General features: G+C 39.2%; 19 protein-coding genes. 10 read left to right on the top strand and 9 right to left on the bottom strand.

What is annotated here, in order from left to right; all coding sequences use genetic code 11:
• Positions 1-210: 210 nt before the first annotated feature.
• Positions 211-1,077 (top strand): oxygenase MpaB family protein, encoded by an 867-nt coding sequence (locus CDC37_RS22150; RefSeq protein ID WP_096625201.1) that lies wholly within the window; start codon positions 211-213, stop codon positions 1,075-1,077.
• A 248-nt stretch (positions 1,078-1,325) separates the two neighbouring features.
• Here CDC37_RS22150 and CDC37_RS22155 read toward each other — a convergent pair whose 3' ends face one another.
• The 5 genes from CDC37_RS22155 to CDC37_RS22175 all read right to left on the bottom strand — a co-directional run bounded on the left by CDC37_RS22155 (position 1,326) and on the right by CDC37_RS22175 (position 9,984).
• Positions 1,326-2,171 (bottom strand): nitrate ABC transporter ATP-binding protein, encoded by an 846-nt coding sequence (locus CDC37_RS22155; protein WP_096626532.1) that lies wholly within the window; start codon positions 2,169-2,171, stop codon positions 1,326-1,328.
• Positions 2,172-2,427: 256 nt separating this feature from the next.
• The gene (locus tag CDC37_RS22160) at positions 2,428-4,431 is read right to left on the bottom strand and encodes an ABC transporter ATP-binding/substrate-binding protein (RefSeq protein ID WP_096625203.1); all 2,004 of its coding nucleotides are present in this window, start codon (positions 4,429-4,431) and stop codon (positions 2,428-2,430) included.
• Between the two features lie 221 nt (positions 4,432-4,652).
• Positions 4,653-5,492, bottom strand: coding sequence for a nitrate ABC transporter permease (ntrB, locus tag CDC37_RS22165; RefSeq protein ID WP_096625205.1), 840 nt, complete (start codon positions 5,490-5,492; stop codon positions 4,653-4,655).
• 472 nt (positions 5,493-5,964) lie between these two features.
• Complete coding sequence (locus CDC37_RS22170) at positions 5,965-7,347, bottom strand: CmpA/NrtA family ABC transporter substrate-binding protein (RefSeq protein WP_096625208.1); 1,383 nt, start codon at positions 7,345-7,347, stop codon at positions 5,965-5,967.
• A gap of 414 nt (positions 7,348-7,761) precedes the next feature.
• Positions 7,762-9,984, bottom strand: coding sequence for a CHASE2 domain-containing serine/threonine-protein kinase (locus CDC37_RS22175; protein ID WP_096625210.1), 2,223 nt, complete (start codon positions 9,982-9,984; stop codon positions 7,762-7,764).
• A 496-nt stretch (positions 9,985-10,480) separates the two neighbouring features.
• Here CDC37_RS22175 and cysE point away from each other — a divergent pair, with 496 nt between their 5' ends.
• The 7 genes from cysE (at position 10,481) to CDC37_RS22210 (ending at position 15,901) form a co-directional block, all read left to right on the top strand.
• Positions 10,481-11,227, top strand: a complete 747-nt coding sequence (cysE, locus tag CDC37_RS22180; protein WP_096625212.1) for a serine O-acetyltransferase — start codon at positions 10,481-10,483, stop codon at positions 11,225-11,227.
• A 121-nt stretch (positions 11,228-11,348) separates the two neighbouring features.
• A complete protein-coding gene (locus CDC37_RS22185) occupies positions 11,349-11,615 on the top strand; it encodes an Asr1405/Asl0597 family protein (RefSeq protein ID WP_231943150.1) in 267 nt (88 codons plus the stop codon).
• A gap of 792 nt (positions 11,616-12,407) precedes the next feature.
• Entirely contained in the window at positions 12,408-12,602 is a 195-nt protein-coding gene (locus CDC37_RS22190) for a DUF2949 domain-containing protein (RefSeq protein ID WP_096625214.1), read from the top strand.
• A gap of 908 nt (positions 12,603-13,510) precedes the next feature.
• Positions 13,511-14,647, top strand: a complete 1,137-nt coding sequence (gene nifV / locus CDC37_RS22195; protein WP_096625216.1) for a homocitrate synthase — start codon at positions 13,511-13,513, stop codon at positions 14,645-14,647.
• On the top strand, positions 14,631-14,921 hold the full coding sequence (locus tag CDC37_RS22200; RefSeq protein ID WP_096625218.1) for a nitrogen fixation protein NifZ: 291 nt from the start codon (positions 14,631-14,633) through the stop codon (positions 14,919-14,921). Before nifV ends, CDC37_RS22200 begins: the two co-directional genes overlap by 17 nt.
• Complete coding sequence (gene nifT / locus CDC37_RS22205; protein WP_096625220.1) at positions 14,918-15,121, top strand: putative nitrogen fixation protein NifT; 204 nt, start codon at positions 14,918-14,920, stop codon at positions 15,119-15,121. The genes CDC37_RS22200 and nifT overlap by 4 nt, the downstream gene beginning before the upstream one ends.
• A gap of 201 nt (positions 15,122-15,322) precedes the next feature.
• A complete protein-coding gene (locus CDC37_RS22210; RefSeq protein ID WP_096625222.1) occupies positions 15,323-15,901 on the top strand; it encodes a (2Fe-2S) ferredoxin domain-containing protein in 579 nt (192 codons plus the stop codon).
• Here the strand turns inward: CDC37_RS22210 and CDC37_RS22215 are convergent.
• Positions 15,888-16,877 carry a pentapeptide repeat-containing protein gene (locus tag CDC37_RS22215; protein ID WP_096625224.1) on the bottom strand — a complete coding sequence of 330 codons (990 nt, stop codon included), beginning with the start codon at positions 16,875-16,877 and terminating at the stop codon, positions 15,888-15,890. The two genes, CDC37_RS22210 and CDC37_RS22215, sit on opposite strands and share 14 nt — an antisense overlap.
• Positions 16,878-17,858: 981 nt before the next feature.
• Complete coding sequence (locus tag CDC37_RS22220) at positions 17,859-18,233, bottom strand: phage holin family protein (protein ID WP_096625226.1); 375 nt, start codon at positions 18,231-18,233, stop codon at positions 17,859-17,861.
• 441 nt (positions 18,234-18,674) lie between these two features.
• Between CDC37_RS22220 and CDC37_RS22225 the strand changes: the two genes are divergently transcribed.
• Together CDC37_RS22225 and CDC37_RS25350 are read left to right on the top strand one after the other, a co-directional pair.
• On the top strand, positions 18,675-18,872 hold the full coding sequence (locus CDC37_RS22225; protein ID WP_096625228.1) for a YqaE/Pmp3 family membrane protein: 198 nt from the start codon (positions 18,675-18,677) through the stop codon (positions 18,870-18,872).
• Positions 18,873-19,655: 783 nt separating this feature from the next.
• A complete protein-coding gene (locus CDC37_RS25350) occupies positions 19,656-19,775 on the top strand; it encodes a nucleotidyltransferase domain-containing protein (protein WP_231943516.1) in 120 nt (39 codons plus the stop codon).
• Positions 19,776-19,924: 149 nt separating this feature from the next.
• On the opposite strand, the gene CDC37_RS22235 is transcribed toward CDC37_RS25350, so the two are convergent.
• Both CDC37_RS22235 and CDC37_RS22240 read right to left on the bottom strand, forming a co-directional pair.
• Entirely contained in the window at positions 19,925-20,188 is a 264-nt protein-coding gene (locus tag CDC37_RS22235) for a hypothetical protein (protein WP_096625230.1), read from the bottom strand.
• A 129-nt stretch (positions 20,189-20,317) separates the two neighbouring features.
• Positions 20,318-20,500 (bottom strand): CsbD family protein, encoded by a 183-nt coding sequence (locus CDC37_RS22240; RefSeq protein ID WP_096625232.1) that lies wholly within the window; start codon positions 20,498-20,500, stop codon positions 20,318-20,320.
• Positions 20,501-20,936: the final 436 nt, after the last annotated feature.

Below are 20,936 nucleotides of genomic sequence, written 5' to 3' on the forward strand. Positions count from 1 at the left end.
ATCACAAAACCGAATTAGAATGATAAATTCACAAAAAAGACGCACAAAACGCGTCTTGCAAAAAGCATTATGATTTACAATTCACGAACCAACAGTAATCTACAGATAAATTACCTTCCGAGTCTCCTAGCGAAAGTCATGTAAATCAATGACTTTTGTCATGTTATGATTCATACAGTATGAACAAAATTTCATTCATCACTACTCACAATGAAACTTTTTCAGTCCTCCAATCAGAGAGCTAATTCAAGGGAATATCAAATCCAAAATTTAGACCCCCAGAAAAATCATTGTGAAATATATCACCTAACGACAGGATACGAATTTCCTTGGGATACGGTCAAAGCTTTAGAATTAGCTTTGATGAAAACATTTTGTATTCCCAGTATTTCGCGACTGTTGGACAAAACAGGTGAATTTCACCATCGTCCTCAGAAGCGTTATGATGACACCGCTATCATCGTCTCCGAGATTAGTAAATGGGGTTACGATAGCGATCGCGGTTTAGCAGCGATCGCCCGCATGAATGAAATACATGGACGTTTTCGGATTGCAAACGAGGATTTTATCTATGTGCTTTCAACTTTTATCTGTGAACCGATTCGCTGGAATGAACGGTTTGGTTGGCGAAAAATGTATGAACAGGAAAAGTTAGCAACCTTTTATTTTTGGAATGAGGTGGGGAAGCGAATGCAAATTATGGATATTCCTCCAACCTATGCAGAATTGATGAAATTTAACCGGGAATATGAAGCCAAAAATTTTGTGTATTCCGATGCAAATCGTCGTGTTGGTGAATCAACGCGGGATTTATTTTTAAGTTGGTTTCCACCATTAATTCGTCCCCTGGTTAAACCAGCTACCTCGGCTTTATTTGATCCAAATATGTTAAATGCATTTGGATTTCCCGAACCTCCTGTTTATGTGCGATCGCTAGTTGAAAATACGCTCAAAATAAAGGGGAGAATTGTCCGCTATTTACCCCAAAGAAAGCAATCAGACTTCTTTATTGATAAACCAACACGAACCTATCCTAGTGGCTATGAAATTCATAACCTAGGTGCGGATCGAAATTAAATAAGTAGGTGGGTCTAATTAAATGTGGGATGGTTTAGCAAAGCGTAACCAATGCGGTTGTTAAGGTTGAGTGTTTATTTTCGGAATTACAGGTTTTACAAATAATTACGCCTTCCTACTTACTAGTTTTCCCAGATTTATCACAAATCTCTCCAACTCTCAGGGAATAGGGAGTGGAGAGTAGGTAATAGAAAGAAAATTAAGCCGTTACTTGACGCTTACCATTCACGTGCGAGAAATGCAGGTTTTTAACCCACGTCATCATGAGCGTAACGGTTAAACAGAAAATCTAGGGCATAGTTCCGTAATTGATAATACCCTGGGTCTTCCATAATCCGCGCTCGATCTCTGGGACGAGGGAAAGGAATGTTCATCACTTCGCCGATTTTCGCGTGGGGACCGTTGGTCATCATTACTAGCTTGTCTGCGAGAAATAATGCTTCATCAATATCGTGGGTAATCATTAAGACTGTGCAACGGTTTTCGTTCCAAATCTTTAATAATTCCTCCTGTAATTCCTCTTTGGTAATTGCATCTAATGCACCAAAAGGTTCATCTAAAATCAGAACTTTGGGACGAATCGCTAAAGCGCGAGCGATGGAAACCCGTTGACGCATCCCTCCCGACATTTGCATCGGCTTTTTATCCATTGCGTCAGCTAATCCCACCATTGCCAAATTATCCCGGACAATCGCCCTTTTTGCGGCTTCTGATTTATTGGGATATACTGCATTGACGGCTAAATAAATATTTTCAAATGCAGTTCGCCAAGGCAATAATGCATAGTTTTGAAAAACTACCATCCGGTCAGGACCTGGTTTTGTAATTGGTTTACCCGATAACAAAACCTGTCCGGTTGTGGGTTGATTAAACCCGGAAACCATATTTAATAAAGTTGATTTCCCACAGCCAGAGTGACCAATAACACAGATAAATTCCCCTTGATAAACGTTTAAATTAACACCATCTAAAACGGTAAATGGGCCATTTTTAGTTGGATAAACTTTAGTAACATCTTTGATTTCTAGAAAGGGCTGTTGTCTAGTTATAGCTGAGTCAGAATTCGGGGTTATTCCTAAAGGTTTTCTGGGCATTTCTGTAGCGATAAAATTACGAGTTTGCATGGTGAGGTGGTGAAGGTGATTTTTGAGAGCAAGTCAAAAGTGAAGATGCTTAACCCCAAGCGGATGTTTGGAAAGTGTCAATAAATACTTTTTTAATCATCTTCTGGAATAGAGGAAGGAAGCTCAAAAAGTATATTTATAATTATCAACTACTCCTGATTTCCTTTCCGTACAGACGCGACATGTCGCGTCTCTTAAGTATTAAAAGCGACTTTTCAAACAACCTCTAAGCAGCAGTGGAAATTGGTGTATCTAAAACTACTTCAGCAATCGAGAAATCACGCTTAATTTTTAAGCTGTTCAGGTAACTAATCGGGTCGTCTGCACTAAATTTCACCCCGTCAAAAAACTCAATTGGTTGACGGGTATAATTAATATCCAAACCCAATTCTCTGGCTGCGGTGCTGAAAACTCCTACGCGGCAGACCCGTTCCACAATTTCCACCCAATTGCGGGGGAAAGGGGTATCACCCCACCGAGCTAACTGGGTCATAATCCAAACTTGCTCGGTACGACTGGGACGGTTGACGGCTGACTCGGCATAGAATAAATGATGGGCATATTCGCGCATCGGGTGGTCTAAGTCGCAGGTTGTGTGATTGGGGTCGCCTAATTGGATAAAGTTGGGGTCAGTACTGACGTATTCGGGACGGGCCAAGATTTGGCGGATTTCCTCGGCATTTTCTGGTCGGGAACAGTAGTAACAAGCTTCCAGTAAGGCTTTAGTTAAAGCAATGTGGGTATTTGGGTACTTTTGTGCCCATTCTTCCCGCACTCCCAGGACTTTTCCGGGATGACCGAACCAAACTTCTAAGTCAGTGGCGATAGTAAAACCGACACCTTCTTCCACTGCCCGTAAATTCCACGGTTCGCCTACACAGTAGCCATCGATACTTCCATTCTGTAAGTCAACCACCATTTGGGCTGGGGGTATGGTTTGAATATGTACATCGCTATCGGGGTCAATGCCACCTGCGGCTAACCAATAGCGCAGTAGAAGATTATGCATGGATGCGGGGTGAACTACACCCATTGTGTGCCGCTTTTCCCTGGTTTGCAGGAGATATTTACGGAAATCACCTAAAGACTGGACACCCTGTTCAAAGAATTGCCGAGAAAGGGTAATTGCATTGCCATTCCGGGTCATTGTTAAGGATGATACCACTGGTAAGGGACGGTTACGGTGTCCACCCAAGGTCATCCATATCGGCATTCCGGAAGGCATTTGGGCTGCATCGAGGTAGCCACCGGCAATTCCGTCTACGATTCCTCGCCAACTGGTTTCCCGGACAAGATGGACATCATCGAGACCGTGTTTGCGGAAAAATCCCTTTTCCTGAGCAATAGCTAGGGGTGCGCAAGCTGTTAAGGGGACAAATCCAATTTCCAGGTTAATTTTTTCCAATCCGTGACGGGATATAGCCGTAGTTTTACGGGCCCGTAATTTTTTGATACGTTTTTGTTGATTGAGGAAGTAAATCATCTCGCTACGTAGGCTATAGTAGCTCGGATGCTCCACCACTTCCATGCGCTTACGGGGACGGGGAATATCAACTTCCAGGATATCACCAATTTTCGACTCTGGGCCATTGGTCAACATGACGATGCGATCGCTCAATAAAACTGCTTCGTCTATGTCGTGAGTCACCATCACCGCAGTCACTTGATTTTCTTCACATATCTGCATTAATTGTTCCTGGAGATTTCCCCGTGTTAATGCATCTAAAGCTCCAAAGGGTTCATCGAGGAGGAGAAGTTTCGGACGAATTGCCAATGCACGGGCGATCGCTACCCGTTGTTTTTGTCCACCCGATAGCATGGTGGGGGGTTTATCTGCATGGGGACGCAACCCAACCATATTTATATGTTTTTCCACAATCGCCTTGCGTTCACCTGCGGGTAGGTCTTTCATTACTGAATCTACTGCTAGGGCGATATTTTCCCGTACAGTCCGCCAAGGTAGCAAGGAATAGTTTTGAAATACCACCATCCGGTCTGGTCCGGGTTTAGTGACTCGTTTTCCTTCTAGGGTGACTAACCCATCTGTTGGTAAATCTAAACCTGCAATCATGTTTAATAAGGTTGATTTACCACAACCGGAGTGACCAATTAGGGAGACAAATTCGCCTTTTTTGATTTGTAAATTAATTCCTTTGAGGGCTATGTATTTACCGCCACCAGTTAGTTCAAAAACCTTTTCGATCTGGTCAACACCAACAAAAATACTCATGGTAATTTCGGATTTGGAATTTCAAGTTTTGAATTTAGGAGGAATACAGGATACAAAAGATAGGAGACAGAAGTAAAAACATCACCCAAATCTGTATTTTTCACGAGTGAATGGTAAGTGTTGAGTAAAGGCTTAATTATCTTTCTATTCCCTACTCCCATTCCCTACTCCCTGAAAGTTTTAGGGTTTTGTGAAAAATTCGGGTACAGTATTGAAGAGAATTATCTGCCCTCACTGGGAATAATTCGATTTTGAATCCAGAGCATTAATTTGTCCAGCAATAACCCGACTATGCCAATGTAGAATAGCGCTAAAATCACTTCACTGACGTTATTATTTTGATATGCATCCCAGATGAAAAATCCAATCCCTACAATCCCTGACATGACAATTTCTGCGGCAATAATTGCTAACCAAGCTAAACCAATGGCAATTCTCAACCCGGTGAAAATGTAGGGTAAAGCTGCGGGCAAAAGAATATTAATAAAATATTCTTTTTGTGATAGTTGCAAAACTTTGGCGACATTATTGTAATCGTTGGGGATTTCTTTCACACCTACTGCCGTATTAATTAAAATCGGCCAAATTGCAGTGATAAAAATTACAAATAATGCGGCTGGTTCATTTTGCCTTAAGGCTGCTAAAGAAATCGGTACCCAAGCTAAAGGCGGAACTGTACGTAGCAGTTGAAAAAGTGGATCAAGGGCTTTATTAATTGTTTTATTCACACCAATTAAAATCCCCAGAGCAATTCCCACAATTGCCGAAGCAGTATAGCTAATCGCCACTCGTTGTAAACTAGCTAAAATTTGCCAAAATAATCCCTTATCAATACCACCTTTATCGTAAAAAGGATAAAGAATTAAAATCCATGTATCTTGAATGACTTTGATTGGTCCTGGTAAAGTGGCTCCGGGTAAAATGGTGAACAGTTGCCATACAACCAGAAAAATCACAATGGCAATAGCTGGTGGAATTAATTCGGGAAACTGTTTTTGTAAACGGTTAATAAACGAATTATCGAAAGTGGCACTTACTGGCCTTCTTTGAGCTGTTGTCATTGGGAATATTCTCCTTGAAGTAATATGGTTTGGGGATAGTTAAAAATGGAGTGCAGTCATCTAAGTCGGGATTAATCTAGTACCGTGGTAAGAAGTAAAAGGACTATTTCCAATGATAGAAAGGCTGTTGGATTGAGTCTAGTTTTTTTGCCTTTATGTACTAGCAGAGTATGGCAAAAATAGGCAATTCAAGATTTTAAATGAGTCCTATTCGCAAGGAATCTTGCTATCCTGATAATTGTCTATAGTGACACCTGTTGGATATGACGTTGATAATTATATGTTTCATAACGCCTAACCACATTATTAGCATTGCAACTGGATTTTAGCGGATACTATTAGTATGGCTATCCTTATGAGGTTGTATTTCTAAGATTGCAAGAGATGATATATCTATCACCATTCTACCTGCTTCTAGAAATATTTATCGTCTCGTAATGCCTGGTGATTATCTATTTTGCTGATGGTAACACTACACTTTTTTGATGGTTAAACTATTGAGATAGGCTTCAGGATTTTCTGGGTCAAATTTAATGCCATCAAAAAATTCTTCGATTCCCCGCGATGTGGTGTTGGGGATATCAGCTGCGGCAATTCCCATTTCACTAGCTGCTTGTTTCCAAATATCTTCACGATTAACTTTATCAATCAGGGCTTTTGCTTTAGCTGCACCACCAGTAATATAATCTTTTGGTAAGAAACCCCAGCGTACACTTTCGGTAATAAACCATAAATCATGGCTCTTATAGGGATAGGAGGTGCTAGTTCCCTTATCACCATCTTTCCAATAATAAGCAGCCATTGTTTTATCATTTATTTTGTTACCATCCCCCATATCATATTGACCTTGGAATGGTTCTTTTAATACCTCTGCGGGGAGGTTAAAATAATTTCGTCCAGATAAAATTTCTGCGGCTTCATTGCGGTTATTAAAATCATCTAACCATTGTTGTGCTTTAAAAATTCCTTTGAGCAAAGCTTTAGTGGCTTTAGGATGTTTATCAACCCAATCAGCACGAATTGCTAAATATTCTTCAGGGTGATATTTCCACATTTGTGCAGTCAAAGCTGCTAAAAAGCCAATTTTATCTTTGACGATTCGGTATGGCCAAGGGTCTCCGGTACTAAATGCATCCATCGTCCCGGTTTTCATATTGGCAACGGTTTGCGCAGCAGGTACGGTTAAAAGCTTGATGTCGGTATCGGGGTTAATCCCACCTGCTGCAACCCAATAACGAATCCAGAAATCTTGGTTAACTGCGGGGAAAGTCTGCGCAGCTGTGAAGGGAGTAGATGATTTCAAAGCTGTGATTGCAGATTTAGCCCCTGCCAATTGCAATGTTACACCCTTACCCTGCCATTTACTCGCGATCGCAATGCCATTTCCCTGGGTATTCAATTGACACAGCACATACATGGGAATTTTCTGATTTCCTTTAGTAATTATGCCTTCAGTAATTAAGTGTGGCATGGGCATTTGCCATTGTCCACCGTCAATTCCACCACCGGAAGACCCAATTTCAACGTTATCCCGTGCTGAACCCCAGGAAGCTTGCTTCGAGAGTTCGACCTCGGTCATCCCAAACTCTCGGAAAAACCCTTTTTCAAAGGCAATAATTAGGGGTGCGGATTCCACAATTGGTATGTATCCCAATTTGATTTTGGGTGTTTCTGGTGCTTGTTCGGAGCCAACATTTGCTACTGGTTGGGCTGTATTTCCACCTCCGGAAGCACCTGTATTTCCACCTGATTCAGGTGGATTTCCCAAACAACCTTTTAATAGCGTTGCACTAGCTGTTGTACCAGCAATGAAGATAAATTTGCGTCGGGATATGGAATTAAAAATCTCTGACATCGTTTAAATCCAAATAACTAATTTTTGGGGTAGGCAAAAACTGTAGTCTGAAACAAAAAAGCTTTCCAGACTTATCTTTTCTGATTACTAAAGATATTAATAATTCCCAGCCCTAATGAAATTGTATGGCTAGGAACAATAGCGAAAGACTTCTGACTTTTATGGGTATTAAGTCCTTAATCAAAGACTAGCATTCGGGAATGTGTGTGACTTTTTTAACTGTCTAGAAATCACTATACATCCTTATATGCTCAAATGCAATCACTGAGGAAAGGGTAATTCAGAATAAATATCGGATTGTATATATAAGTAAAACTTTATGTTCAAAAGTTTGCCGATTTTAGATAGTTATAAACCATCAGTAAAAATCAATTATCTTTATCAGATTTTCCCGATGTTTTGACTCAGAGCTTGTTAAACTAACCGACGTAAATCAGCTAAGGCATCGTTTGCAGATAAATAGCGATCGCCAAAGTGGTAAGATGTCATTTTCTCCAGGATTTGGGCAAATTCAGGACTAACTTGCACTAGATGACTCCATTTGAGATTACCGGTGTCGGGGTCAATTTCAATATCTTGGGGGGGTAATCCGGTCAGTGCTTGAATCCCAATCATCCCTACGGCATAAATGTCGCTACTAAGTCGGGGATGACCAGCTAATTGTTCGGGGGGTGCGTAACCACGGGTTCCAATTGCTACGGTTGCTAGTTCCGTTTGACCGGGTGGGAGGGGTTGGATGGTTTTGACTGCACCAAAGTCGATTAGTACCAAACGGTTATCGTGTTTGCAACGGATAATGTTTCCGGGTTTGATATCACGGTGGATAACGCGATGGCTATGGACAAATTTGAGAATTTCCAGAATTTCACCTACTAAGTTAATCACAAAGGCTTCGGGGTGGGGGGAATGTAATTCCTGTTCTAGGGTACGTCCGGGAATATACTCCTGTACTAAGTAAAATTCCTGATTTTCTTCTAAATAGGCCAGGAGGTTAGGGATGTGATTATGTTTCCCTAATACTTGCAAAATCTCTGCTTCCGCCGCAAATAAGCGCCGTGCAACTTCTAAAAATTTCGGATCTCGTCGAGCTGGCATTAACTGTTTGACGACACAGGTGGGTGTCCCTGGTCGTTGGTTATCTTTGGCGAGATAGGTGCAACCAAATCCCCCGGAGGCGAGGACGCGAGTAATTTGATACCTACCCCCTAGGAGTAAATCACCAGTTTGGCGGATATTATCGTTGCTGGGGGGAACTGCTAGACGTGATGTATCCTGGAGGAGAGCATTTAATTGGGCGATCGCTTGTTGTTGTTTTTCAACTTGAAGGATAATAATTCGGGTGCGAACCTGATTTTGATAGGCTTGATAGAGGGTTACACCTAAACCACTGAATCCTAAACCCAGGAGGGGGGGGATGAGGGGAATCCAACCACCTTGGGAAAAAACTGCATAACAGATTCCGGTAAGTAAGATGGCGATCGCGCTTCCACTGATCATTAATATCCACCCGGAACGGATACGCAATGCAACCACAGCACCGACCGTTGACCAGAGCAAAATCCATAGTAATTCCCCCGGTTCTGACCAGTACCAAATGGGTTGACGTTGACCGAAGCCAATATCGAGTAAATGGCTAATAATTTGGGCATGAATAAATACAGGTGGCATTCGATTATATTCATGGCTATCATCACCTGTAAAGGGGGTATAAAAGCCGCGTTCTATACTCGTTGCAGTAACTCCAATGAGGACTAATTTATCAGCAATTTGGGAGCGGGAAAACTGGTTATTTAATAATTGCTGTAGTGAAATTTGAGCAAATGCATATCGGGGATGACGATAACTAATTAATGTTTGAAAACCACCACTATCAAATCTTTTATAACCACCAGCATTTTCAGTTAGTGCGGGAATAATTTGTTGACCTAAATGCCATGCTGTTTCTTCCATCTGCTGCCAATTGACTTTTTCTGGCTCTAGATGCATAATCGCCGCTAAAGCTGCAAAGGAATAACCAGTACCACATTTACTCTGGGGATTTGCGGGTTTAAATAATACGGCTCTGCGGAGGATGGGACTACTTGCTTGGTCAGGAATTAAATCACTAAAACCAATATCATGTTTTTTGACATCAAAACCTGGTGGTGGAGAAATCTGAGCTTGTTGACTATCATTTTGGCGATGATGAAAACAGGTGACAAGGAGATTTTTCTGATTGGCGATCGCTTGACTCAACTTATTGCTTTCTGGTAGATAAAGATTTAGGCCAATTACACGGGCTTGATTCGCTTGTAAAATATTTACTGCTTTGAGAATATTTGCGTCGGTTTTTTGCGGATATTCACTTTCCCCAATCGTCACTACTACAATCCGCGGGTCGGGAGAACGGGGTGCAAATACTCTCACCATATGGTCATAGACCTGCAATTCCCAGCCTTGTAACCAACCGATTTCTCTTACAGTTGCGACTAATGCCGTAGCACTGATGCTAACCGCTACCAACGGTAAACGCCAATCGACCTGCTGACTGTCTCGAACTAAAACTGGTTGTTCATCTGGCGATGATACCACTAATGCCTGATGATTATCTCGTGTTGGTTGGAAAGTTTTCAGCACCTGTTTAAGTCGATCCATCATACCAGCAAAAGTAGTCGCTAGATTTTGTCTCAATTATAACCTTTACAAGGGTGTTGAGTACAAAAAATCAGCATTGTTGAATTTTGGCATGAATTATAATTATTTACATTTTGGATGAAAATCAAAATAATCATATTTGTGTAGAGAGGTAGCATTGCTACGTCTCTACTGCTACCTCTCTACACAAGGTCAAATTTTCAATTTAGATTTGTATTCAACAATCCTCAAAAATCTAATACCTACCCGCAACAATTCTTGTCCCCCATCCTCAAAATTCTCACTCCCTATCCCCATCCATAATTCTGAATCCAACTAGGGTATATACTTGCTGCATGAGTAGATTTATAAATAATTTAATTAATTCAATCAATGGTGGACAGAAAGTAGATGTAATGGTGGTTTGATATAAGCAATAACAATAGCAGACCGCCTTTCATTCGTCGGGAAGTCGGTGACTTCACCGCATACCATCAAATCTGAATGCCGATAAATTTTTATGAAACAACCCTATCACCCAATTTGGCATTTTCCAACTGCAAAAATGTTAAATTATTCCCTAAATTATCTGCTCAAAAGTTTCGGTTTATACCAATTTTGGCAAGTCCTTAAGCAAGATTTTCAAATTATTTTTGAACGCGACCCCGCTGCACGGAATTGGTTAGAAGTAATTTTATGTTACCCAGGATTGCATGCTTTATTTTTGTATCGAATAGCCCATTATTTATATTTACGCAACATTTTAGTTTTACCGCGTTTAATTTCCCATCTAGCTCGATTTTTAACCGGGATTGAAATTCATCCCGGAGCCAAAATTGGTCACGGAGTATTTATTGACCACGGGATTGGTGTGGTGGTCGGTGAAACCGCAATTATTGGTGATTATGTACTCATTTATCAAGGTGTCACTTTGGGTGGAACCGGAAAAGAAACCGGAAAACGTCATCCCACTTTGGGTAATAACGTTGTTGTTGGTGCTGGTGCTAAGGTTCTGGGGAATATTCACATCGGCGATCGCGTTCGTGTTGGTGCTGGTAGTGTGGTACTTCGCGATGTACCCGACGATTGCACTGTGGTAGGAATTCCTGGACGCAATATCTGTCGCAATGGAAATGAGTGTCTTGCTGTCCTGGAACATGGAAAGCTCCCTGATGTGGAGGGTAATCTGATTCGTTCTTTAGTTTCCCGTGTGCAAACTCTGGAAACACAACTACAAACCCTGCAAAACCAACAACATCAAAAGTGATTTTTATACTTGTGTACGCAGATATATTTCCCGCTTAGTTTGTTGACAGATAACGGTTAACAGTTGACCTTTAAGCATTAACAGTCTTAACAAAAAGCCCACTTATTGCCGTTTAAAGTATATGTTGAATTCCCCAAATTCCCATATTTTCACCACCCAGATTCTCCAATTCCATTGTGGTGATCAACCAGCTTTACGTTTTACCTATCGCTGGCCAATTTTCCAACGCTTACAAGAGTTATCAATTCCCTGTTCCTGTCTTGCTGACGGTACTTTAGAAGTACAAGTAGAAACTCCTCTAACTGCTTTACAAGTACGTAGCGTAGTTATGCAATACACAGCATCCCGTCACCAATTAATAACCTGGCTAGAATTTTGTTGGCAATAGTAAATTTAGATTACCATGATGCCAATTTCCAAGATACCTTCAAAATTACCATTGTTGTCAAAAATCTCTATCTGGATTGCTCACGAGTAAGTTGTAAACCTTGAGTAACGAATTCATTTTCCTTCTATTCACTACTCCCTACTCCCTGTGAGTTTTAGGGTTTTGTGAGAAATGCGGGTCTAGAGTTTTTGTTCGCATTATCTGTTAATTAGGTTAGTCCCTAACATCATTTTATTCATGATTAGCTGACAATATAAATCCCATCGCTATCTTTTTTTCGCCGTTCTTGAACATTTAGCGTTGGATTTCGATGAAGTCGGGACTTTTTCACGGAATACCTATTTAAGTCATTGGGTAAACCTGTAGCAATTGGTTACAGAATAGCAATCTTCAAATCCGATTTCTTTTCTGTTTACCTCCCTTTACGGGTGTCGAACTCACGAGGGTAAGTCCGATAAATTATAGTCATCAAGATATTTCTCAATTTGACTCAGAGTTGATGTATTTATTCATGATTATCGCTAATTTTTTCTATTAGCTTCGGCAACTACTGTTGATAGTTGAGGATAGATAATTAGCTGGGCAAGTTTATCTGATTTCAGTTGATTTGTTTGTGACTATAAAACCCAGTATAACTAGAAAATTTTGCCTGGGAATAATATCGTGATGATTCTTAATTTCTGGATGATGCGTATGTAGAGACGACCTATCGGGTCGTCTCTACTAAAATTCCCACCACCTGCATTGTTGATTTTGATATTTACGAGCCATTTTTAGCTGGAAGAATTGATTATGATAAATTATCGACGCAAGCGCAAATTTATCCGGTTTCTCCAACAGGAATTACAACTATCAAAGGCAGATATATCCGTTGCCTTGCGTCACAACGAGGTCGAAACCGCACCATTACCAATGTTACTTTGGCAATATGGATTTGTAAATATCGACCAGTTAGAGCGTATCTTTGATTGGTTAGAAAACCAGTAGAGATGACCCCTAGAAGTGATAGCGTGACTTCTCCCTGAGTCGGGTCGTCTATGAAAATTCATTGAACAACCCAAGAGGATATTTATGATTGTAGTTCTATTTTTTGGTTTAACCTTAATTGGTAGTTTTGGTTTCATCTCCGGGTATATGAGTCAGATGTTATTCACTAACTCTTTGCCATCACGGGGGAAATAAAATCGGGATTTACGCAGTTACTACCCAGTTACATAACTGCACTTCTTCGTGTAGCGGATCAACCCTAGGGTCGCAGGAAGTAATCTCAAAGTCTTTTTTTCTGAATTAGGACTTACACAAGTGTCACCAAAATTCTGATTTTTTGTTTGTAGTCAGTACCCATAGCGCTGACTTTGAGAACTAAGGTCCTCACTACGAACTCGTAAGTCATGGGAATAAATGCGTAAGTCCTAAAAATTAAATTTTCTTGTCTGTAATTGTTTAGTAGAATACAGATAGAGAATCAATCATCAGGAAAAATTAAGAATGTTCAAAGATTAATAGTGTTGTGAAAAACAGTCAATTTTTCCGCATTATTAATTAATTTTTCCCAACTAGCAAATAAGTATCTCAACCTATTGATAGTGTACTTTAATTAAATCAGTTATATTGATTGGAGAGACGGGATATTAAACTTCCTCCATAATCAAAACTGGAGTTTTCGTCATTGCGAATCAGGTAGACTTGAAGCAGCTAATCACGACTAAGAACTACAGTTCTCAAACTGGATAGGTTTTCAATCCTATTTTCTCCCAGATAATGCTGTGTGTTTATCAGTACAGACAATCCAAAAATATTCATATTTACTGCTAAAAATATGACCGAAAAAAAGTCTAAAATCCGCAAATAGTTAATTGGGAGATATTCAATTCGGAAGGGGCAAAAAATAGATAATGAGTCAAATTTGTATCAATGATACAACTCTGCGTGATGGAGAACAAGCCGCAGGAGTTGCATTTAACCTGCAAGAGAAAATTGCGATCGCTCAATTTTTGGATAGCATTGGTGTTCATGAACTAGAGGTGGGAATTCCCGCAATGGGAGAACATGAAATTAATGCCATCAAAGCCATTGGTGAATTAGGGTTAAAGGCTGATTTATTGGGATGGAATCGCGCTATAATTGCCGATATTCAAGCATCCATTGCCGCAGGATTGCGACGAATTCATATTTCCATCCCCGTTTCTGGGATTCAAATCGCGGCTAAATTTCGTGGACAATGGGAAGTCACCCTGAATCACCTCAAAGATGCCATTAGTTTTGCAGTCGATCACGACTTGTGGGTTGCAGTTGGAGGTGAAGACTCATCCCGCGCTGATGAAAGTTTTTTGCTTGATGTTGCCTTTAATGCTCAATCTTGGGGTGCATCCCGTTTTCGTTTTTGCGATACGGTGGGTATTCTTGACCCCTTCACTACCTACGAAAAAGTCCAACGACTGGTGAAATTTTTGCGAATTCCGGTGGAAATGCACACCCATAACGATTTTGGACTCGCAACGGCAAACGCTTTAGCTGGTATCAAAGCTGGTGCGACTTCAGTAAATACTACCGTGAATGGACTGGGGGAAAGAGCTGGAAATGCAGCTTTAGAAGAGGTTGTCATGGCTCTCAAGCACCTGTACAAACAGGATATTACCATTGATACACCACGCTTATTGGAATTATCTCGTCTGGTTGCAAGCGCATCTGGTTCGAGTATTCCCCCTTGGAAAGCGATTGTCGGTGAAAATACTTTCACCCATGAATCGGGAATACATGCTCATGGTGTAATTAAAAACCCCCTCACCTATGAACCCTTTGCACCGGAAGAAGTTGGTTGGGAACGGAAGTTAGTTGTGGGGAAACACTCCGGACGGCATCTACTCACTAATATTTTACAAAACCACGGTATTAATCTTGATTATGAACAAACCCAATTAGTTTTGGATGCGGTTCGTCAAGAATCTACCAACAAAAAACGTAATTTAACCGCCGAAGAATTATTAAATTTAGCAATGCAAGTGAGATATTCCCATGCAACAATCGGATGAAATGGAATTATTTTCCCCTCCAGAATTTGATGTTGGTGATAAGGTTCGTACCCGTAAACTCCTGAAAAATGATGGTACTTTTCCCGGTCAAGAAATTGGTACTGTCTTAGCACAAAAAGGTGAGATTGGTTACGTGGTCAGCATCGGTACATTCCTGCAAAAGTCCTATATTTATGCAGTACATTTTTTAAAAACAGGGTTCGTCGTCGGTTGTCGCAAAAAAGAATTAGAACTTATTGAAAAAAATCCAGATTTGGAAAGGGAACAATCATGAAAGTAATGTTACGTGAAAATTCACTGGGAAAATTAACCGTGTATGTTCCCAAAAAAGACTTGGAAGAAGAGGTGATTAAACAAACGGAATCTGATGGGGGGAAAGTATTTACTTTAGCTAATGGTTGGGAATTGGAATTTAGTAATTTAAGTGACCCTCTTAAGTTACCGCAAACCGTTGAAGCGAGAAGAATAAGTTGAATAATTCGTAATAGCCTGCGGCAACGCTTCGCGTACGTAATTTGTAATACCCGCTACGTGGGAAGCAGGCTACGTAATTCTTAATAGTCTATGATAACGCTTTGCGGACGTAATTAAGAGTTAGGAATTAATAATTATTAATTATGAATTAGTTTATAGGGGCGAGCAATTGTTCGCCTGTATTTTTTCTCATAGAGTATAATGACAATGGGGCAGAAATATTTACGCTTATCCTCCTTTGATATCGAGGGCGATTATGTGGGTATAGTCAAAAAGTATCTGTATTTAATTACAGATGGTAAACGGATACTGATTAAACTATCGAAAACTCTACGCCAAAATTTTGATCTATATTCCCTACCGAAAATGACGCGGATTCGTCTTTCCGGTGTCATCAAATTAAATATACATAATTCACGATTAAAACTGCATACGGAAAATATATCCGCGATCGCTTTCCCCCATTCCTCTGGGGAAATACGGAGTTATCCAGAAATTAATCACACCAAACAGCCACCCTGTCCACCCAACGCGAAAATCATGATTTGTCAAAAATCAGGTTGCCGCAAACGGGGTAGTGAGAAATTACTATCCCAGTTACAACAAACACTGAAGGCAGAGGGATTACACCAGCAAGTCAAAATTCAAACAACGGGATGTCAAAAACAGTGTAAACAAGCACCTAGCTGTATTCTGAAAGTTGGTAAAAATAAGTACCATCAAATTCGACCGGGAGCGATAAAACAGAAACTGAAGAAAGACATATCTACTCAAAAATAGCACCGCGATCGCGTAGTTCTGCTTGAATTTTTTCGGAAATACCTTTTTGCTGTTTGCTAAAGCGTGTCTGCTGCAATTGTGTCTGAGACCAATTGACATTGGTCAAATCAAACTTGCGTAAATCTGTATTTGCTAAATTTGCACCGCTTAAATCAGCATCCTTCAGACTATCGCCAACAAAAATATTATTGACTATTTCCCAGACTAGTTTCCATTTCGGTGCGATCGCTGTCCGATGATTCAACTTCACACCTAGTAAATTTGCTCCCGTTAAGTTGACTTGATTTAAACTAGCTGCTTCTAAATTTGCATTTGTTAAATTAGCATTTGTTAAATCCACATCAAACATTTTTGCTGCATCTAATTGAGCAGCTTTTAAATTGGCTTGAGCTAAATTCACGTGACGTAAAATTGCTTCACTTAATTGTACAGATTTTAAAATAGCTCCCCGTAAATCCGCATCTTGCAATCGGACATTGCTCATGTAAGCACCAGTTAAATCTGCATCGATTAACCTTGTCTGTGTTAGGTTTCCATTCCACAGATAGGCTTCCCGTAAACTCGCTGTTTCTAATTTTGCTCCTACTAAAACCGCTCCACTCAGATTTACTCCTGTTAAATTAGCACCTGTTAAATCTGCACCACTCAAATCCGCACAGCTAAGGTTAGCACTCGCTAAATCAGCATTATGTAAATCTCCATTCCGCAAACAAATACTATTGAGGTTTGCACCTCGTAATGTAGTTGTAGATAAGTTACTCCCAGTTAAATCCGCATTATTTAAATCTACACCATCTAATACCGCTTGTTCTAGATTTGCATAGCTTAAGTTGACACCGCTTAAATATTGATTACTCCAGTTTATCCCAGCAAAACTTTTATTAGCATCATTTATAAATAATGAATTCAACTCAGATAAATTATAATTTTGACTTGGGTTAAAGCTGGTAAATTCATCAGTCAACTTTGGGTTCATGTTTCTCTTGGGACAATACAAGTTTTAAGTGTTCAGCAGTTTAGGTTTTGAGACATGGGACTTGACAAAAAAGCACATTCATCGCTCAGTATCTTGGGTGACACTTTGATAAATTGTGTACAATAAATTAGGGTTTTTAGTTTCATGCACCGATAATCAGTTGTGGCGATATCGTCTATCCAAAGACATAAATATCACTTGAAACTGATATTAAATTGTCTGAGACGGCTGATAATTATATCAGCGCAAAAAACAGATAAGCACGTTTTATCTGTTTCACCTGTATTTAGCTGTATATCTCTAGGTCGGAAGTGTATTCACGATTACTTATGGATTCACAGCCAATATTTGATTCTTTAAATTTTTACCACACTTTGTCGCTTTAAGTCCAAGTTTGACCCATGATTATTCTAAAACTTTGACCTGTGAGCTCTAGCCCTTGGTAGTTAAGAATTTATCAAGCCTCAACCGCGCTTATACCTAGTGTAAGATTTTTCTGTAAACACCAAAGCTTTATCAAATATTCAGCCTAGCTTCATAATATTAAATATTATTTGGACAGATTAAAAAAAATAAAAACTTGGGAATAATCTGTTATATCGTTTACGCCAATTATCGCTACATATTGGGGGCTATAAGTGTTAATTATTCTAGTTTTCTTGCAAAGTAAAAGAGAATCGATATTACTTCTGTAATTTCAATTTATCATAGGTTTGAATATGGGTTTTATCAAACCTTTACCAAGCTCCATTTCGGAGTTTTTGAAAATATTAGTGATTGCAGAGGGGCTTACGTATATATATACAGCAATCCGATTTAAGTCGTGAAAAATAGCGTGCCGTTGACTGATGACTGGTGACTGTTAACCGTCAACTGTCAATTGTTAACAACCCTACATGTAAGATTTCACAAATCCCGCTCGGACTGCTGTCGTAATGTAAAAATATAGTCAGTACGTAAGTCCCCTGCTTGTTCTGAACCCTAGGCTTGGCTTTTAATATTTAAGTCGGGATTGCGCTGCACAAAATATTTGCTCAAAAATGTATTAACTAGGGAAAGTACAACTGGTGCAATGATAATTGCTGGTAGACCATTGATTGAAAATCCAGGGACAAAAGCTGCTGCTAACCACAGACAGACTCCATTCACAACCAGAGAAAAAAGTCCTAATGTCAAGATATTTAAAGGTAGGGAAAAGAAGGAAACTACTGGTCTAACGGTTGAATTAATAATACCAATTACGACACCAGCAATCAGTGCAGATGCAAATGTGGCAATGTTTACACCCGGAACAGCCAGATCAACAATTAATAGACTCAAAGCAGTGGCTAAAACAGTAAAGAAATATGACAGCATATGATTTTCCTAATCTTAATTGGGGTTCATCAAGGTGATATAGTTCTCTATCGCTTAGTTCTCAATATGTATGTTAATCCGATTTGATTTCTGATGGAAATCTATGACGACCAGCTGTTAATGATATAGAGTCAGCAGATTTATCTTCAGGGTTAATCAAAAGGAATAATCAAATATTTTGACTAAGCATAGCGAATGGGATTACAAGTTTTTGAATATGACTATATTTACCTTTCAGCCTTGATTATTACGAATTTAAAAAATTCTGACATCTTTATAAAGATTGATTGGTATCTCTATCTCCAGATATGTATCATTTTTACAAATAGTCTATTTCCTTCGACCGCAAGATAAAACCTAACTATTCATTTATGTAGAGGATTTTCCAGGTAAGACGATTAATAATAAAGCTAATAAGTTGAATCAATACAGGATATAGATATGAACACCAGATTTTTGAGATACATACTTGCTGTCCTTGTTCCCCCTGTTGGTGTCTTTTTGACCTACGGTGTAGGTATAACCTTAGTTATCAATATTTTGTTAACTCTGTTGGGTTGGGTTCCCGGTTCTATTCATGGGGTCTGGTCTGTGGCAAAGTATTACGAAACGGCTGAAGAAGGTACTAGAACTTATTAAATCAGAAATTATGCTAGGTTTATCTACAGTTATGCTCAAAAGTCTGGGGGAATTTCAAAATCTGATTTCTCCTATACGTGTATGGGAAGCTACACTACAAGTATCTATGTAACAATTACGTTTGTTTTGGTGATTTATAGATGGCTTTCTCCTTTTAATCTCCTTATATTTGTGAATGTGTGTTGAAAAAGAGCCTTATCCTTTTGGATAAGGCTTATTTCTCTTTTTCATAAAGCTTTGATTCCCGGTATAGCTATATAGAATATTGCTCGAATTAGCGATCGCTATTTTTTTATGGGTAAATTTACTGGATTTGTGTTAGGCTATCGCTACGGGGAGTTAGCGCGAAAGTGCTTCTTTTACCTTGTTGCAGCGAATTGGTATGTGTAGATGCTCCCCAGGTGACTGGCTTAGAGGATGTTGGTCAAGTATCAATAAATACTTTATCAACCACTTTTTGAAGACTGTCAATAGGCTTAAACGGTATATTTTTCAAGATAAAGTACAGACGCAACATGTCGCGTCTCTCCCGATTCCCTTCTCCCTACTCCCAAAAAACGAGCTGATTAAGTATTAAAATCAACTTTTAAAACATCCTCTTAGTTTGGAGAGTGATTCTGAGGAAAATTGATGCGATCGCGCTCAATTATATGAGGAGATTGATATCATCAAATTTGAGAAATATAACCACAAGGAAAATCAAATGACACTCAGACAATTACTGCAAGAAAAAAAGAAGAGATAGAAACAATTGCTACTAAAAATGGAGCTTATAATCTCTGAATTTTTGGTAGCGTCGCTAGGAAAGAAGAAACTGAAACAAGTGATATAGATTTCTTAATTGATTACGACATCAATAAAGTTACAGCTTGGTTTCCCAGTGGACTAATTCAGGACTTATAAGCCTTATTAAACCGCAAAGTAGATGTAGTTACAACAAATTCTCTACATTATATATATCATACGAGACAAAGTACTGAGGGAGGTAATTCCCTTATGAAAGATGGTAGGGTTTAGCTTATTCATATTCGAGATTGTATTCAAATAAATTTTTACAACTCCCTATAGGTATCTGGTGCTATTTCTACTCCAGCTTTTTTAGTTTTTAAAAACCTTTGTTGCTCAATTTGCTTTAAATCGTAAAAGCTATCTAAGTCGATACCGATTTCTTGACAGGATTTTTTGAGTTCCTGCTCAAATAACGATACATTTTCCCCATAACCACATCTGCTGGCAACTATATCGACTAGTTCTTGACTATTAGCTTTAGCACAATCAATTAATTCGATTCCTGTTAAGGGTTTATTTGCAGCCATAATTTTATCCTTTATGTGAAATAAAAACTTCTGTAAGAATAAAGTCCAGATAGATATCAATCTACCTAGACCATACCCCAGTCTATTCAGTGTTGATCAAAAAGCCATCAATATATATTTATTCAATGACTAATCAATCGCTTTTTTCACTTCGTCCTTAGCGTTTTCGACAGTGTGACGAACTTGAGATTCAGCTTGTTTTGCTTTTCCTGCGGCTTTATCTTCAGGGTTTCCGGTGACTTCACCCACAGCTTCTTGAACTTTACCTTCAACATTTTTAGCCGCAGCTTTCATTCTATTTTCAGCGCTCATTGCTTCCTCCGTTTTTGATTTGGTTTTTATTTGTTATTTACATAGTATTTTTAATTATTTGATAAACCATCTATCAAACGGCGATAATCCCTAATTAACCTATCTATCGATATGAATACCCATATTTATCAATTCAGATGTAGAACAGCAGTGGAAGAAAAATCCATCCCTGATTCATCCAATTATCAAATAATTTTTGGGAGATAAATCCAGAGGGAGAAATATATAAATAAAACAAATGACTAAAAAATATTCTCTCAATCGCTTTCAAATACCTACATTCATGCATTGAGTTAATCCAAAATCCAAAATCATTCGACCTAATTCCATCCGGAGACAGAATCAGATTTACATCCATAGCCAGGAGATGTACTATGAACAATATATGGAAAAAAAAGTGTATCAACTATGCATATATTCACGCTAACCAGCTATT

Source organism: Calothrix sp. NIES-3974 (genome assembly GCF_002368395.1).
Classification (GTDB): Bacteria; Cyanobacteriota; Cyanobacteriia; order Cyanobacteriales; family Nostocaceae; genus NIES-3974.

What these genes read in the sequence shown, in the direction of transcription:
- CDC37_RS22150 (WP_096625201.1), top strand. Translation starts at nt 211, where the DNA reads ATGAAACTTTTTCAGTCCTCCAATCAGAGAGCTAATTCAAGGGAATAT.
- CDC37_RS22155 (WP_096626532.1), bottom strand. Translation starts at nt 2,171, where the DNA reads ATGCCCAGAAAACCTTTAGGAATAACCCCGAATTCTGACTCAGCTATA.
- CDC37_RS22160 (WP_096625203.1), bottom strand. Translation starts at nt 4,431, where the DNA reads ATGAGTATTTTTGTTGGTGTTGACCAGATCGAAAAGGTTTTTGAACTA.
- ntrB (WP_096625205.1), bottom strand. Translation starts at nt 5,492, where the DNA reads ATGACAACAGCTCAAAGAAGGCCAGTAAGTGCCACTTTCGATAATTCG.
- CDC37_RS22170 (WP_096625208.1), bottom strand. Translation starts at nt 7,347, where the DNA reads ATGTCAGAGATTTTTAATTCCATATCCCGACGCAAATTTATCTTCATT.
- CDC37_RS22175 (WP_096625210.1), bottom strand. Translation starts at nt 9,984, where the DNA reads ATGATGGATCGACTTAAACAGGTGCTGAAAACTTTCCAACCAACACGA.
- cysE (WP_096625212.1), top strand. Translation starts at nt 10,481, where the DNA reads ATGAAACAACCCTATCACCCAATTTGGCATTTTCCAACTGCAAAAATG.
- CDC37_RS22185 (WP_231943150.1), top strand. Translation starts at nt 11,349, where the DNA reads ATGTTGAATTCCCCAAATTCCCATATTTTCACCACCCAGATTCTCCAA.
- CDC37_RS22190 (WP_096625214.1), top strand. Translation starts at nt 12,408, where the DNA reads ATGATAAATTATCGACGCAAGCGCAAATTTATCCGGTTTCTCCAACAG.
- nifV (WP_096625216.1), top strand. Translation starts at nt 13,511, where the DNA reads ATGAGTCAAATTTGTATCAATGATACAACTCTGCGTGATGGAGAACAA.
- CDC37_RS22200 (WP_096625218.1), top strand. Translation starts at nt 14,631, where the DNA reads ATGCAACAATCGGATGAAATGGAATTATTTTCCCCTCCAGAATTTGAT.
- nifT (WP_096625220.1), top strand. Translation starts at nt 14,918, where the DNA reads ATGAAAGTAATGTTACGTGAAAATTCACTGGGAAAATTAACCGTGTAT.
- CDC37_RS22210 (WP_096625222.1), top strand. Translation starts at nt 15,323, where the DNA reads ATGACAATGGGGCAGAAATATTTACGCTTATCCTCCTTTGATATCGAG.
- CDC37_RS22215 (WP_096625224.1), bottom strand. Translation starts at nt 16,877, where the DNA reads ATGAACCCAAAGTTGACTGATGAATTTACCAGCTTTAACCCAAGTCAA.
- CDC37_RS22220 (WP_096625226.1), bottom strand. Translation starts at nt 18,233, where the DNA reads ATGCTGTCATATTTCTTTACTGTTTTAGCCACTGCTTTGAGTCTATTA.
- CDC37_RS22225 (WP_096625228.1), top strand. Translation starts at nt 18,675, where the DNA reads ATGAACACCAGATTTTTGAGATACATACTTGCTGTCCTTGTTCCCCCT.
- CDC37_RS22235 (WP_096625230.1), bottom strand. Translation starts at nt 20,188, where the DNA reads ATGGCTGCAAATAAACCCTTAACAGGAATCGAATTAATTGATTGTGCT.
- CDC37_RS22240 (WP_096625232.1), bottom strand. Translation starts at nt 20,500, where the DNA reads ATGAGCGCTGAAAATAGAATGAAAGCTGCGGCTAAAAATGTTGAAGGT.